Raw genomic sequence first — 14,250 nt, forward strand, 5'->3', positions numbered from 1 at the left:
GGCTGGCCTTTTCAGCGACGTATCCAGCAAGCGCCTTCAGCACATTCTGTCGCTCTAGGCGGCAGCGCCCTGACCTAATCCTCGAAAACCGGGGCGCGCTTCTGCGCGAAGGCGGCGGCGGCTTCGGCGAATTCCGGCGACTGAAGCTGTTCTGCGAAGATCTTGCCTTCGGCGCGCATCTGATCCGCGATCTCATCGCGCGAATGATTGATCAGCGCTTTGGATTTGAGGATCGCAGATGGTGCGGAGGCGGCGATCTTGCGGGCGGTGTCCATCGCCATTTTCATGAGGTCTCCGGCTGGCACAACGCGGGAGACAAGCCCGCAATCGAGCGCTTCTGCGGCGCTCAAAATGCGGCCTGCGAGGAGGATGTCATTGGCCATGGAGCGGCCGACAACGCGCGGCAGGGTGAGCGACGAGCCAGCTTCTGGCACCAGCCCAAGCTGGGTGAAGGGCGCGCGGAAGTTCGCCGTGTCAGCGGCATAGGAAATGTCGCAATGGAGCAGCATGGTGAGGCCGACACCGATCGCGGGGCCGTTCACGGCGGCGATGAGCGGCTTTTCAGCGTCGCGGATGGCGTTGAGGAAGCGGGTGACCGGCGGCTCGCCGCTTTCGCGCTCCTCAATGGAGGCGAAATCGGAAAGGTCATTGCCAGCGGTGAACATGTCGCCTTCGCCGGTAAAGATGATGGCGCGCACACCCTTGTCGGTGTTCGCACCGTTCACCGCGTCGGCCATCGCGCCATACATGGCCTGCGTCAGCGCGTTCTTGCGGGCGGGCCGGGCGATGGTGATGGTCATGATGCGATTGTCGACCGTTGTCTTGATGTGCTCGCTCATTGGGACGTCTCCATGTTGTCATCGGCTTTTCGCGCAAGCACCATGCCCGGCGCAACCTGTCCGCGGCGGTAGGCGGCCAGAAGATTGGCTGTTTTCTCGCGCGCATCGGCGCCCATGACGATGCCGAGATGAAGCGGCGCACCGGCAGCGCCCTCTGCCGCCTCGACCTTGTCGAAGAAGCTGTCGGCGATATCGAGGCGAATGCCCTGTGCCTCTATCGCAAAGCCCGCCGCCTCAAGACCGGTCACATAGGTGTCGAGCGTTTCCAGATGGCTGATATCCTCGCTGCTCGCCCATGGCAGGGGATAGGTGAGGGTGGCGTCGGCTTCTGCCGGGCGCATCACATCATAGACGAGGAAGGCGCTGCCCGGTTTGAGGATGCGGTGGACCTCAGCAAAAAGGCTCTCCTTGCCGGGAATGTTCATCCCTGCATGAAACATCCAGGCCCCATCCATGGCGCCGTCTTCAAGCCCGCTATCAAGGATGGAGCGGCACTCCAGATGGACTTTCGAGGTGAGGCCAAGCCAGTGCGAAACCGTTTTTCCGACCTCGACATAATTGGCCGAAAGATCGACGCCTGTGACCTTGCAGCCATATTTCGCCGCAGCGAACCGCGCCGTGCCACCGGTGCCGCACCCGATGTCGAGGAAATGGCTGTCTTCGGTCAGGGCGAGAAGTTCGAGCAGTGCTTCCGTCGCCCCGCGCCCGCCAATGTGAAACTCTTCCACAGGGGTCAGCGCGTCAGCGGTCAGCGTATCCGGGTTGAATCCCATCGCGCCGATTGCCTTTTCGAGCTGCGAGAGCAGTCCAGCGTTTGAATAATGCTTGCTTACCGGTCCCACACAGGCCCCTTCATTTCCGGCCTGATCGTTCGGCCGCCCCAGCGCTCAGGACTTAGGCGAGCTGGCATGCGACCGCAAGCAGTCAGCCTGGCCGGTGCTGGGCTGCTTTCAGGTCTTGGGCGCCAGAATACGCTCTGGCAGGGCGGAAACGGTGTAGCGATAGCTGCCGGGCTGGATGTCGATGTCAGCTTCGCCACCGAAGGTTTTCGGGGCGATCCGCTTCAGGATGACGCTGCCAAAGCCGCCATTGGCTTTCTTCGGGACATCATCAACGCGCGGGTTTGGCAGCGTTTCTTCCCAGGAGAATTTAAGCTCGTCCGGCGATGACCAGCCGAAATTCGCGCTCCCGCCTTCGCCGCCAAGCGCGCCGTGCTTGACCGAATTGATGCCAAGCTCATGCAGCATGAGCGACATGGCAAAGGCGGCGCGGGGCGTGATGTCGAAATCGTTTTCAGTCTGAACGGTCACGACCGGCTCTCCTGCGCCCGCCTCGAAAACGGCGAGTGTCTGCTGGGCCAGTTCACTCATCGAAACCGACTGGCTGCCATTGGAGGTGATCAGCGACTGTGTGAGGGCGAGCGCGTTTATTTTCTCGCGCAGGCGCGTGACATAGTCCTCATGGTCGAGGTCGGCCTTGTCGAGCAGCGATACAAGCGAGGAGACGTGGGCGTACATATTGCCCATGCGGTGTTGAAGCTCGCGGTTGACGACCGACAGTTCGCTCATTTCACGAAGCTGGTCGTCTTTTTCGATCAGGCCGACCACGCTGTCGGCAAGATCGCGCAGGATCTCACGGTCCGTGTTGTCAAAGCGCTCACGCGGCTTGTAATCGAGGACGCAGAGGGTGCCGAGCGCGTGGCCTTCAGATGTGATGAGCGGGGCGCCGGCATAGAAGCGGATATGCGGCGCATCGACCACGAAGGGGTTATTGGCGAACCTTGGATCCTTGGTCGCATCGAGAACCACCATGATGTCCGGCGTTTCGATCGCATGCGTGCAGAAGGAGACATCGCGGCTCGTTTCCGTGCCATCGAAGCCGTAGCAGGCCTTGAACCACTGGCGATCACTGCCGATAAGCGTGACCAGAGCCGTTTCTGTTTCAAGTGAGTTGGCGGCAAGCCGGGTCAGCCGATCAAAGCGGGGATCCGGCTCACTATCCATCAAATTGGTGTCTGATAGGGCCCGCAGCCGCTCTGCTTCAATCATCGTCCCGTTCGTCCCGCGCACGTCGCGCGGATGTGCTCCCATACCATCTCTCGACAAAGGTGTTGAGCAGCCCCGCTTAATGCAAGACCGCGGCGTCATCTTAACGAGAGGATTTTGTTGAAAAAGTCACTTCATACAGGCGCACGTAAAAAAGCGAGGCCGATGGCCCGCGTGTCAGGCGAGCATTTCTGCACCACCATCGTCTACGGCAATATGCTGGGCGCGCGCACCAAAGGCATCGAAGAGGAAGCGTTCGGTGCCCGTCAGCCAGCTCTGCCCCGGAAGTGCGCTCAGCTCATCGAAGAGCGCGGCGCGCCTGTCAGCATCAAGGTGCGCGGCGGCCTCATCCAGCAGAAGGAGCGGGGCCGGCCCGCCGCCATCGCCAGACAGAGCCGACGCGGATGCGAGGATCAGTCCGATCAGCAGGGCTTTCTGCTGTCCGGTCGAGGCGTCGCCAGCCACCATTCCAGTTGGCCGATGGATGACTTTCAGGTCGCTCCGGTGTGGGCCGCTCAGCGTGCGGCCAGCGGCTGCGTCCCGGCGGCGGCCCGACCTGTAGGCCTCGGTGAGGCCCTCGAAGATGGTCTTGAAATCCTCACCCGCGATGGCGGCGGTCTCTGCGTCGCCTTCAAGCGAGAGGTCGCCCTTGGGAAAGTATCCTTCGGGGCGGGTATCGACGGCGGCCTGCAGGCTCTCCAGCACGCTGGCACGGTTGATGGCAAGTTCGGCCCCGGCTTCGGCCATGCGCGTTTCGATCGCGTCGGCCCAGGCCGGGTCGACATGTCCGCGCTCCAGAAGGGCATTGCGCTCCCGCATGGCGCGTTCATACCGGGCGGCTGCCGGGCCGTGGGAGGGGATGTGCGCCATGACCTGCCGGTCAAAGAAGCGCCGCCTGTCAGAGGCACCGCCGCGAAAGATGGAATCCATGGCAGGGGTCAGCCAGACGATGCGGACAAGCTCGGCGAGGTCGCCTGCCTGAGAGGGCGCACCATCAATGCGGATGACGCGCTTCGATGAGGTGCCATCTGTTTCGAGGCCGACACCAAGGCGGCGGTCATCCAGCGTGGCCGAGACGGCCCAGCCTGTCTCGGCGCCGTGGCGGGTGAGGTCTAAGAGAGTGGCACTGCGCAGACCTCGGCCCGGTCCGAGCTGCGAGATAGCCTCAAGCAAATTCGTCTTTCCCGCGCCGTTAGAGCCGAACAGGCAGACATGCCGCCCGTCGAGATCAAGCGACAGCGTTTCGTAATTACGGAAGTCCTTGAGGCGCAGGCGCGTGAGGGCGGTCATCGCCCCCGCTTACACCCGAAGCGGCATCAGCACATAGCGAGCGGCCGGATCGGCGGGGTCGAGGATGAGGGCAGGTGAGGCCGGGTCATTCAACATGAACTCGGCGTCTTCAGCCTCGATCTGCGCGGTGACATCAAGGAGGTATTTGGCGTTGAAGCCGATCTCCATGGCGTCGGAGGTATAGTCGCACTCGATCTCTTCATGGCCCTGGCCGGTCTCGGCAGAATTCACCGCCAGCACGACCTTGCCGTCGCTGAGCGAGAGCTTCACCGAGCGCGAGCGTTCCGCAGACACGGTAGAAACGCGGTCGACAGCTGATTCAAAGGATTTGTTGTCGATGATCAGCCGCTTGTCGTTCCCTTTTGGAATGACGCGCTGATAGTCCGGGAAGGCCCCGTCGATCAGCTTGGACGTCAGGATCGCACGCCCGGCGCGGAAGACAATCTTCGTATCGGATACGGAGACCGATACGTCACCGTCAGCGCTGTCGATCAGGCGGCGAACTTCGCCAACGGCCTTGCGTGGGACGATGACGCCTTCGAGCGCTTCAGATCCGGTCGGGGCCGGGCTGTCGGCAAGCGCGAGACGGTGACCATCGGTTGCGACGGCGCGCAGGACCTTGCCCTTGTCGCCATCTGCCACGTGGAGGTAGACGCCGTTCAGATAGTAGCGCGTTTCCTCGGTCGAGATTGCAAAGCGTGTCTTGTCGATGAGGCGGCGAAGATCGGCTGCCTCGACATTAAAGGTGACTGCGCCGTCATCGCCGGTCATGGTCTGGAAATCGGTGGCCGGAAGGGTCGGCAGCGCAAAATTGGAGCGGCCGGACCGGATCGTCAGGCGGCGGTTCTCAGGGTTGAGCTCAAGCTCGACGTCAGCACCGGATGGCAACTTGCGGACAACATCGAAGAGGGTGCCGGCTGGGGCCGTTACGGCGCCTTCACTGGTGATATTGGCGTCGGCGCTATCGACGGCCTCGATGTCGAGATCGGTGGCGACAAAGGTCACCTGGCCGCCCTTGGCCTCCATCAGAACATTGGAAAGAATTGGAATCGTGTTGCGCCGTTCGACCACGTTCTGCACGTGGCTGAGTGCGTTCAGCAGGTCACTTCGTTCAATCGTCAGCTTCATGCGTCAGCCCTATCAGTCGCCCGCTTGCGGGGCCACATCTTTCCTGCCCGGTCGGCCGGGCGTTTCAGTCGAATCGGCCCGCCTCCTGTGGGGAGACGGGCCGAGTACACTTGTCAAAATCGATTAAATTGCAAGCCCTGAGCGACGAAACGCTGCGGAGAAATCCGCGTTCGCCGCCTGTGGCTTAGCCATTTCCTTCAGACTGGATGTCGAACACCGCTTCGCGCACCTGTTCGACCTGGCGAACCATTTCCGGATCGGTCTGAAGCTGGGCCTTCACCTTGCGCCAGGCGTGGATGACCGTCGTGTGATCCTTCTTGCAGAATGAGCGTGCAATCTGCGGCAGGGATTTGTCGGTCATCTCGCGGCAGAGATACATCGCGACCTGGCGTGGGGCACAGATCGCGCGTGACTTGCTGGCACTTTCGATCTCTGTCTTCGTGAGGTCGAAGCTGCGCATCGCGGCCCGCTTGATATTGTCGAGCGATGGCGGCTGATACTCGCCCTGCTGGCGGCGAAGCACCGTGCAGAGCATCTCGAAGGTCGGTTCGATATCGCCGTAGCGAGTTTCCGACTGCAGCGAATAGAGAACGCCGCAAAGGTCACGGCCCGGACCACGCACGCTCGAGACGATCTTTTCAGACATCTCCTCGTCGATCACGAAGTTCGGCTGCCCTGCCTGTATCAGACCGGCATGAAGGCGAACGATCTCGCGCCGCATGTCCTGATCTGGCAGGCCGACCTCGACGGCTGCCGCGCCCATCAGCTCACCGCGCATACGGGCGGAGAAGCCTTTGAGGTCACCAGGTGCCTCGTCAGCGGTCAGGAGGACGCGTCCGCCTTCTGCGGTGACCGAACGCAGGGTCGCAAAGAAGGCCTCATCGGTCTTCTTCTTGTTGGCGATCCATTGCAGGTCGTCGATCAGCAGGAGGTCATTGTCACGGACCTGCGATTTCAGGCGGCGCGTGTCGCCTTCGCGGGCGCCGTCAACAAATGCCGTCATGAACTCTTCGGCCGACATATAGGTGACGCGCCGTCCATCATTCTGACGGGCGATCGCCTTCTCCATGGCGCGAAGGATATGGGTCTTGCCCGTCCCCTGGCGGCCATAGATCAGCGCAACGTCTGCGTGAACCTGCTTGTTCTGGATGATCACCTCGGCGAGGCGCACCGCCGCCCGGTTGGTGTCGCCCACGATCAGCGTGTCGAAGCTCATCGCGCCGCCATGACGCGAGGTCGATGCCGGTGCCTCGGCAACGGCCGCTTCACTGGCGGCGGCTGCGGCTTCAGCAGCGGCTTCGCCGTGCCACGGATTGCCCAGCAGATCGCGGGTGTCGGCCGGAATGTCTTTCCAGCACGTGATCTTGAGCGCCCGCTTTCGCGGATCCGCCTTGCGCCAGGCGCGGCGCAGCATCGGACGATGATAGCTGTTGATACGATCGCAGGCGAGCTGGTCGCGCGCTGCGATCAGAACCGTGCCATTGTCGTCAGCGACGAAGCGTAGGTCCGAAATCCATTTGTCGTAGTCATCGGAAGACGTCTCGTGGCGAGCGTCTTCCAGTACGGTGCGCCAAAGATCCAGACCTCTGTGATCGTTGCCGCGTTGGGTGTTAGTGTTTCTCTCACTCTCACGTCTGCCAGATTCTTCTTGCAGCCCCATAGGAACTTCCCCTTTATCTGTGTTTAGTCCTATCCTCTACGCGTCGACTCAGATCAAAACTCGGGCGTTCGGACCTTGTGGGTCCGTTGATTTTTTTACGCCGTACAGAGATCAAATTCCGTCGATGGATTGAATTAACCACAGGCTTTCGGAACCTGTCTACAAGCCTTTTCTCGAATCTTAGGTAGTTCTGGAGTTGACACATTTGTGTCTGGAAAAAACCGGCGCTGAATCAATCAGCTAAGGGTGTGCAAAAAAATATAGGTACGATTTGTGCGATTTGGCGCAGCTTGATGTTCTGATTTTGTTCTGTCAACTTTTGGGGCCCGGAAATGCTGTGTAAAACCGCATTTTTAGCGCCTGAATCTTGCAATTCCTTGCAATGTTTAAGCATTGAATTTTGCAAGGGTAAAACAATGAAAAAAGCCCGCATGAGGTATCATGCGGGCTTTTAAACTTGTTAACTGTCGCCAGTCAGACTTTGGGGCTTAGCCCATCGCCTTGACGCGCGCACTGAGGCGCGAAATTTTGCGGGACGAGGTATTCTTGTGAAGGATACCTTTCCCGGCAGCGCGCATGATTTCCGGCTGGGCTGCTTTCAGCGCATCTGCTGCAGCGGACTGGTCGCCCGATGCGATGGCTTCTTCAACCTTGCGGATATAGCTGCGCATACGCGAGCGGCGCGCTGTGTTGACTTCTGTACGGCGCGCGATCTTGCGCACCATCTTCTTGGCTGAGCGTGTATTCGCCATCAAAAACTCCTGAGTGTCCCGTCGGACGCAAGCGGCGGACATACCCAAAGGCCCCCGCGCCGTCAACTGCGATAGGCTGCCCTTTCTGAAGAAAGCGCAGCGCCCTGTCATAAGGGGTGCGGCTTCGCGGCCGGGAACGATGATGGCTAGCATGCTTTGTTCGGTGACCAGCCAAGGAAAGTACAGCCATGACCCAGTCCGCCCGCGCCGCTATCGCTGAAAAGAAGGAAGCCGAGTTCAAGCTCTCCGACGTCGAGATCTCTGACCCGGGCCCACACGAAGTGAGGATCAGGATCATCGCGACGGGTGTCTGCCATACCGACCTTGCCGTCAGGGACGGGATGCTCCCGACCAACTTTCCCGTCGTGCTCGGCCATGAAGGAGCTGGTATCATCGAGTCCGCTGGCGCGCACGTTCACGACCTGAAAGAGGGCGACCGTGTCGTCCTCAGCTATGGGTCCTGTGGCCATTGCCGCCCATGCATGGAAGGCGACCCGGCCTATTGCGACGACTTCACGGATCTCAATTTTCTGAACAAGCGTCTCGGATCCGATGAAGGCGCACTGGGCGGCGAGGTGCACGGCGCCTTCTTCCAGCAATCCTCATTTTCGACCTATGCCATCGCCCATGAGCGCAATGTCGTGAAAGTCGGCGACGAAGCGCCGCTGAAACTGCTCGGCCCGCTTGGCTGCGGGATCCAGACAGGCGCAGGCGCGGTGCTGAATACGCTGGCACCGCGCGCGGGCACGTCGATTGCGGTCAGCGGCGTTGGCAGTGTCGGGCTATCGGCGGTCATGGCGGCAAAACTTGCTGGCTGTCACCCGATTATCGCGATCGACATGAATGAAGAGCGGCTGACCCTCGCCAAGGAGCTCGGCGCGACCCACGCGATCAATGCAGGCGACGGCGAGGTGCCAGAAATGGTGCGCAAGATCGCGCCAGAAGGTGTCGACGCCGTTATAGAGTGTTCCGGCGCCAAGCCGGCTGCGCGGGCAGGCTGGGCCGCGCTCGCCAACAGGGGCTCGCTCGTGATCGTTGGGGCGCCTCCGGGCGGGACCGATTACGACTTCGATGCCAATGAGCACATATTAAGTGGCCGCAGGATTATTGGCTGTGTCGAGGGCGACAGCGTGGTGAAGGTCTTCATCCCTCGCCTCATCCAGCATTATCTCGATGGCGACTTCCCGTTCGACCGTCTGATCAGCGAGTACCGCTTTGAGGACATCAACACCGCCGTTCACGACATGGAAGAGGGCAAGGCGATCAAGCCGGTCCTGATCATGGAGGACTAGGCAGACCCGCCCGCCAGAAGAAAAAGCGCCCCCGGCAGATCACCGGGGGCGCTTTGCTTTTGTCTGATCAGCTGGGTGCTAGCGATTGTTGAAGTGTGGTTCGCGCTTTTCGACGAAGGCTTCCATGCCTTCCTTCTGGTCTTCGGTCGCGAAGAGAGAATGGAAAAGGCGGCGCTCAAACATCACGCCCTGGCTGAGCGTGGTCTCATATGCGGCATTGACCATTTCCTTGGTCATCATCGCTGTCGCACGCGGCATGGACGCGATCTTGCGGGCCACGGACTTTGCCTCGTCGAGGAGATCATCTGTCGGCACGATGCGGGAAACGAGGCCGCAACGTTCGGCTTCCTCGGCATCCATCATGCGGCCGGTGAGGCACATTTCCATCGCCTTGGACTTGCCGGCAAAGCGCGTGAGGCGCTGGGTGCCGCCGGCGCCCGGAGAGACACCGATGGTGATTTCAGGCTGGCCGAACTTCGCGTTCTCTGCGGCCAGGATGAAGTCGCACATCATGGCGAGCTCACAGCCGCCGCCAAGCGCGTAGCCGGAGACGGCCGCAATGACGGGCTTGCGCATCTTGGAGGCGCGCTCCCAGTTGCGGGTAATGAAGTCGGCATAATAGGCGTCGAGATAGGAGAGCTCGCGCATTTCCTTGATGTCGGCGCCGGCGGCGAAAGCCTTCTTGGAGCCGGTAATCACGATACAGCCGATGGAGGCGTCATTGTCGAAGCGGTCGAGCGCTTCGGTAAGCTCATCCATGAGGGCGTTGTTGAAAGCGTTGAGCGCGTCGGGCCGGTTCAGTGTGACGATGGCGACGGCGTCGTCGACCTCGGTCAAAAGCGTTTCATAGGCCATGATATAATCTGGTTCCTGTGCTTGCTTGCATGTGCTTCGGGACGTTTTTGGCGCCCTCGTCCTGTAACGCCATTAGGCCATTCCATTTAGCGCGTCACCCTCTGTCGTCAGGATAGAATGGGGTAGCCGAGGACTGGCCGGGGGGCAGGGTCAGCCCTACTCTTTCTCTCAGCGCCCTTGCCGGGCCGGGATTCATCATGGGATGAAGACGCAGCAGCGGAGGAAGATTCATGAAGTTCGAAATGATGATCAGGTCAGGCGCCCTCGCGGCGTTATCGGCGGGGTTTGTTCTGCCACTCGCGGATGCGCAGCAGGCCGCACAGGATGCGCCCGCCCCGTTTGAGTACAGCGATCCGGCTGAAGGCGACCGGATGCCATCGGGCCGTGATATCGGCACGCGGTCTTCAGTCGTCGCCCCGAGCGCAGCTGCAGCCACGGCACATCCGCTGGCGACGCGGATCGCGCTCAATGTCATGGAAGATGGCGGCAACGCCGTCGATGCTGCCATCGCGGCCAACGCCATGCTTGGCCTGGTCGAGCCGACAGGCAATGGCATTGGCGGTGATCTCTTCGCCATCGTCTGGGACCCTGAGACGAGCACGCTCTACGGTTATAATGGCTCTGGACGCTCTGCCATGGGTGCGACACTGGAGGATATGCAGGCGGCGGCTGACGAGTTCATGGATGGCGAGGAAATCCCGCCCTATGGCGCAGCGCCGGTGACGGTGCCCGGCACGGTGGACGGCTGGTTCGCCCTGCATGACAGGTTCGGAAGTGTCGGCATGGACGAGCTGCTCGCCCCGACCGTCAGCTATGCCCGCGAAGGCGCCCCGATTCCGGAAGTCATCGCTTATTATTGGGGCCGCAGCGCCGCGAATTTCCCGCAATATGCGACAAGCGGCATGATCGAGGAATTCGACAATGGGCGGGAGACCTTCTTCTCGCCGACCCCGCGCGAAGGTTCTCTCTTTACCAATCCAGACCTTGCCAACACGCTGGAGACGATCGGCGCTGAAGGCCGCTCTGCTTTTTATGAAGGCGACATTGCGCGTACGATGGGCGCCTATTTCGAGCGGATTGGCGGCTATCTACGCTATGAGGACTTTGCCGCCCATGAAGGCGAATGGACCGAGCCGCTCTGCGTCGACTATCGCGACACGCGCCTTTGTGAGCTAGGTCCGAATACGCAAGGCGTGGCAGCGCTCCAGATGCTGCAGATGCTGGAAGGCTTTGACCTTCGCGGCATGGGCTTCGGGTCACCGGATTCCATCATGGCGCAGGTTGAGGCAAAGCGACTTGCCTTTGCAGACCGTGCCAAGGGGTATGCCGATCCGGCATTCAGCGGGGTTGATCCGGAGGTCTTCATCCGTGACGGCTATAATGTCGAGCGCGCGCAGGCGATCAATCTGACAGCGCCGATGTCTCAGGTCGATGCAGGTATGGACTTTGCGGCAATGGCGGCTGACGAGACGCTGGAAGAAGGCGACACGACCTACCTCACTGTGGCTGACCAGAATGGAATGATGGTCTCCCTGATCCAGTCGAACTATCGCGGTATGGGCACCGGGCTGGTTGCAGATGGGCTTGGCTTCATGTTCCAGGATCGCGGCCAGCTCTTCAGCCTCGACCCGGAGCATCCGAACGCGTTTGAGCCGGGCAAGCGCCCTTTCCACACCATCATTCCGGCCTTTGCCTACAAGCAGGTCGAGGGCGAGTATCAGCCCTGGATGAGCTTTGGCCTGATGGGCGGCGGCATGCAGCCGCAGGGCCACGTTCAGGTCATCCTGAACCTGATCGATTATGACATGGGCCTTCAGGAAGCTGGCGATGCGGCCCGCTGGGAGCATACGGGCGGCTGCGAGCCGACCGACGACTATTCCGGCGACACCTGCATCAACGAATTGGGTGTGGTGCATCTGGAGAGCGGTATCCCACCTGAAACCCGGGCTGAGCTCGAGGCGCGCGGCTATACGGTCGAATGCTGCGACGCAAATGGCGGCGGCTATCAGGCGATCATGAAGGACTTCGAGTCCGGCGCATGGATCGCGGCCACTGAAATGCGCAAGGACGGCACGGCGGGCGGTTTCTAGGTCCGCCGGTCCGACAAGGATTGCAAAACAGGCCCGCTTGAGGATGAGATGGACAGATGCTCTATCTCATCCTCAAGTCCATTATCTCTGGCGTTTTGATCGCTCTCGCCTCGACGCTGGCCAAGCGCTATCCGGGGTTCGGAGCGCTGATAGCCTCTCTCCCGCTCGTTTCAGTCCTCGGTATGATCTGGCTATGGAGTGAGAAACCAGATGCAGAGACGATGGCTGATCATGCCGGCGCAACATTCTGGTTTGTCATCCCGTCTCTGCCGATGTTCCTTCTGATACCGGTCCTGTTGCGTAATGGCGTCGGGTTCTGGCCCTCGCTCGCAGCGGGGTGCGCGCTAACCGTGGTGCTTTACGGCCTCACGACGTGGATTGGTCCAAAGTTCGGCCTGCCGCTCTAGGGCCGGCTAAAGCGGCCAGAAGAGCGGGATGACCAGCATAGAAACAGCGAAGAAGACGAGGTTCAGGGGCAGGCCGATCCGGGCGAAGTCGCTGAATTTGTAGCCCCCCGCGGTGTATACCAGCGTATTGGTCTGGTAGCCGATCGGTGTCGCGAAACTCGCGCTGGCAGCAAACATGATGGCGACGACGAAGGCGCGCGGGTCTGCGCCGATGCTGTTGGCAAGGCCAATCGCGATCGGCGTCATCAAAATTGCGGTCGCATTATTGGAAATCAGTTCCGTCATCGTCGATGTCAGAAGGTAGACTACGGCCAGGGCGGCGAGCGGCCCGAAGAGGCCGACAGGGGCCGCGATCGAATTGACCACAAGCGCAGCGGCGCCTGAACTTTCCAGCGCCATGCCAAAGGCGAGCATGCCAAAAATGAGCATCAATATATCCCACTGGATAGCCTTATAGGCCTCCTGGTGGTCGAGGCAGCCAAGCGCGATGACCACAGCCGCCGCGATGAGCGCAATACCGGCAATCGGCATGATGCCAAGGGCCGCAAGGATCATGACACTCAGGACCGCACCGATGGCGATGGGCGCCTTGTCCCGGCGAAGTGGACGCTCTGAGGTCTCTGTGAGATTGCTCAGCATGATGTCGTCAAACATCTGGCGGAGGCCTGCCGGCGGACCTTCGACAAGAACCGTATCGCCGATATTGAACCGGATGCCGCGTCCCTCCAGGCTGATATTCTCACCGCGCCGGTGGATGGCGAGGGCGTAGACACCATAGAGACGCACAAGGCCTGCGCCGACAATCGGGCGGCCGACGAGGCGCGATTCCGGGCCGACAATGCCCTCCATCAGGACCGTCTCGCTGGTCTGGACAGGCTCAATGGCGTGGCGCTGGGTTTCCGAACCTGAGCCGATAGCGACATTTCCAGCTTCGCGAAGGCTCAGCATTTCCGAGACAGGCGAGCGGACAACGAGCCGGTCGCCCGCCTCAAGCACGAGCGAGCGAAGTTCCTCGCGGCGCGAGCGGTTGGCGCGCATGACGTCGATAACCGTAAAGCCCTTCTCGGCGGTAAAGCCCGTTTCCTTGATGGTCTTGCCGACAAGGACCGAGTCCACCGGCACCAGAACCTGCGCAATAAAGCGCCGGTTTTTCGTCGTCGGCAGAAGATCAGCCAGCGTGTCGCGATAGGGCAGCAGCCAGCGGCTGGCGAGCGCCATGTAGAGGATGCCTGCCGCCGCCATGATGAGGCCTGCGGCCGTAATCTCGAAGATGCCAAACGGCTCCAGCCCGGCATTTTGCGAGACCCCGTCGACCAGCAGATTCGTCGACGTGCCGATCAGCGTCGTCATCCCGCCAAAGATCGAGGCGAATGAGAGCGGAATGAGCAGGCGCGACGCACTGGTGCCGATCGTCTGGGCAAGCCGTATCGCAACCGGGATCAGGATGACCACGATGGGCGTGTTGTTCATGAATGCCGACAGCGTCACGACGATGCCCATCAGCGCGATGACGGCGATGGTCGGCGTCCAGTTCCTGGCAATCTTGATGACCCAGTTACCGGCCGCCGCGATGACGCCGGTGCGCTCCAGCGCCGCCGACAGGACAAACATGGCGCCAATCGTGATGGGGGCGGCATTCGAGAACACGCTCAGCGCTTCAGGCACCGACAGGATGCCAGTCAGAAGGAGCGCCGACATGGCGAGCAGGGCAACGACGTCGGCTGGTATCTTCTCTCGCAGGAAGCTGGTGAAGACAGCCACCAGCAGCACGAAGACGAGCGCGATCTGAAATTCCTGCGGCAGGGCAAAGTCAGGCATAGAAATGGGGTCCGCGGGTGTTTCCGTCTATCACTAGATGACCAGTGGCCGGGTCAACGCAATCGTCTTTTTAG

General features: G+C 61.0%; 12 protein-coding genes. 3 read left to right on the forward strand and 9 right to left on the reverse strand.

The window, feature by feature from the left end; all coding sequences use genetic code 11:
- Positions 1-74 precede the first annotated feature (74 nt).
- From F550_RS0114215 to rpsT, 7 genes are all read right to left on the reverse strand, one after another.
- Positions 75-839 carry an enoyl-CoA hydratase gene (locus F550_RS0114215; protein WP_018149242.1) on the reverse strand — a complete coding sequence of 255 codons (765 nt, stop codon included), beginning with the start codon at positions 837-839 and terminating at the stop codon, positions 75-77.
- The gene (locus F550_RS0114220; protein WP_156807949.1) at positions 836-1,612 is read right to left on the reverse strand and encodes a class I SAM-dependent methyltransferase; all 777 of its coding nucleotides are present in this window, start codon (positions 1,610-1,612) and stop codon (positions 836-838) included. The genes F550_RS0114215 and F550_RS0114220 overlap by 4 nt, the downstream gene beginning before the upstream one ends.
- Positions 1,613-1,789: 177 nt before the next feature.
- On the reverse strand, positions 1,790-2,929 hold the full coding sequence (locus tag F550_RS18720) for a sensor histidine kinase (RefSeq protein WP_169332276.1): 1,140 nt from the start codon (positions 2,927-2,929) through the stop codon (positions 1,790-1,792).
- Between the two features lie 132 nt (positions 2,930-3,061).
- Positions 3,062-4,174, reverse strand: a complete 1,113-nt coding sequence (gene recF / locus F550_RS0114230; RefSeq protein ID WP_018149245.1) for a DNA replication/repair protein RecF — start codon at positions 4,172-4,174, stop codon at positions 3,062-3,064.
- 9 nt (positions 4,175-4,183) lie between these two features.
- Positions 4,184-5,302 (reverse strand): DNA polymerase III subunit beta, encoded by a 1,119-nt coding sequence (gene dnaN, locus F550_RS0114235; RefSeq protein WP_018149246.1) that lies wholly within the window; start codon positions 5,300-5,302, stop codon positions 4,184-4,186.
- Between the two features lie 184 nt (positions 5,303-5,486).
- Positions 5,487-6,962: a DnaA ATPase domain-containing protein gene (locus tag F550_RS0114240; protein WP_018149247.1), complete on the reverse strand. Its 1,476-nt coding sequence runs from the start codon at positions 6,960-6,962 to the stop codon at positions 5,487-5,489.
- A gap of 488 nt (positions 6,963-7,450) precedes the next feature.
- A complete protein-coding gene (gene rpsT, locus F550_RS0114245) occupies positions 7,451-7,714 on the reverse strand; it encodes a 30S ribosomal protein S20 (protein ID WP_018149248.1) in 264 nt (87 codons plus the stop codon).
- A 188-nt stretch (positions 7,715-7,902) separates the two neighbouring features.
- Here rpsT and F550_RS0114250 point away from each other — a divergent pair, with 188 nt between their 5' ends.
- Entirely contained in the window at positions 7,903-9,006 is a 1,104-nt protein-coding gene (locus tag F550_RS0114250) for an NAD(P)-dependent alcohol dehydrogenase (protein ID WP_018149249.1), read from the forward strand.
- 78 nt (positions 9,007-9,084) lie between these two features.
- On the opposite strand, the gene F550_RS0114255 is transcribed toward F550_RS0114250, so the two are convergent.
- Positions 9,085-9,861, reverse strand: coding sequence for an enoyl-CoA hydratase (locus F550_RS0114255; protein WP_018149250.1), 777 nt, complete (start codon positions 9,859-9,861; stop codon positions 9,085-9,087).
- Between the two features lie 230 nt (positions 9,862-10,091).
- Here F550_RS0114255 and F550_RS0114260 point away from each other — a divergent pair, with 230 nt between their 5' ends.
- The gene (locus F550_RS0114260) at positions 10,092-11,951 is read left to right on the forward strand and encodes a gamma-glutamyltransferase family protein (protein WP_018149251.1); all 1,860 of its coding nucleotides are present in this window, start codon (positions 10,092-10,094) and stop codon (positions 11,949-11,951) included.
- 56 nt (positions 11,952-12,007) lie between these two features.
- A complete protein-coding gene (locus F550_RS0114265) occupies positions 12,008-12,358 on the forward strand; it encodes a DUF3147 family protein (protein WP_018149252.1) in 351 nt (116 codons plus the stop codon).
- 6 nt (positions 12,359-12,364) lie between these two features.
- On the opposite strand, the gene F550_RS0114270 is transcribed toward F550_RS0114265, so the two are convergent.
- Positions 12,365-14,176 carry an SLC13 family permease gene (locus F550_RS0114270; protein ID WP_018149253.1) on the reverse strand — a complete coding sequence of 604 codons (1,812 nt, stop codon included), beginning with the start codon at positions 14,174-14,176 and terminating at the stop codon, positions 12,365-12,367.
- Positions 14,177-14,250: the final 74 nt, after the last annotated feature.

The sequence above is a fragment of the Henriciella marina DSM 19595 genome (genome assembly GCF_000376805.1).
Lineage (GTDB): Bacteria > Pseudomonadota > Alphaproteobacteria > Caulobacterales > Hyphomonadaceae > Henriciella > Henriciella marina.

Excerpts from the sequence above, each read along its gene's own strand:
- F550_RS0114215 (WP_018149242.1), bottom strand. The coding sequence starts at position 839 with ATGAGCGAGCACATCAAGACAACGGTCGACAATCGCATCATGACCATC.
- F550_RS0114220 (WP_156807949.1), bottom strand. The coding sequence starts at position 1,612 with ATGGGATTCAACCCGGATACGCTGACCGCTGACGCGCTGACCCCTGTG.
- F550_RS18720 (WP_169332276.1), bottom strand. The coding sequence starts at position 2,929 with ATGGGAGCACATCCGCGCGACGTGCGCGGGACGAACGGGACGATGATT.
- recF (WP_018149245.1), bottom strand. The coding sequence starts at position 4,174 with ATGACCGCCCTCACGCGCCTGCGCCTCAAGGACTTCCGTAATTACGAA.
- dnaN (WP_018149246.1), bottom strand. The coding sequence starts at position 5,302 with ATGAAGCTGACGATTGAACGAAGTGACCTGCTGAACGCACTCAGCCAC.
- F550_RS0114240 (WP_018149247.1), bottom strand. The coding sequence starts at position 6,962 with ATGGGGCTGCAAGAAGAATCTGGCAGACGTGAGAGTGAGAGAAACACT.
- rpsT (WP_018149248.1), bottom strand. The coding sequence starts at position 7,714 with ATGGCGAATACACGCTCAGCCAAGAAGATGGTGCGCAAGATCGCGCGC.
- F550_RS0114250 (WP_018149249.1), top strand. The coding sequence starts at position 7,903 with ATGACCCAGTCCGCCCGCGCCGCTATCGCTGAAAAGAAGGAAGCCGAG.
- F550_RS0114255 (WP_018149250.1), bottom strand. The coding sequence starts at position 9,861 with ATGGCCTATGAAACGCTTTTGACCGAGGTCGACGACGCCGTCGCCATC.
- F550_RS0114260 (WP_018149251.1), top strand. The coding sequence starts at position 10,092 with ATGAAGTTCGAAATGATGATCAGGTCAGGCGCCCTCGCGGCGTTATCG.
- F550_RS0114265 (WP_018149252.1), top strand. The coding sequence starts at position 12,008 with ATGCTCTATCTCATCCTCAAGTCCATTATCTCTGGCGTTTTGATCGCT.
- F550_RS0114270 (WP_018149253.1), bottom strand. The coding sequence starts at position 14,176 with ATGCCTGACTTTGCCCTGCCGCAGGAATTTCAGATCGCGCTCGTCTTC.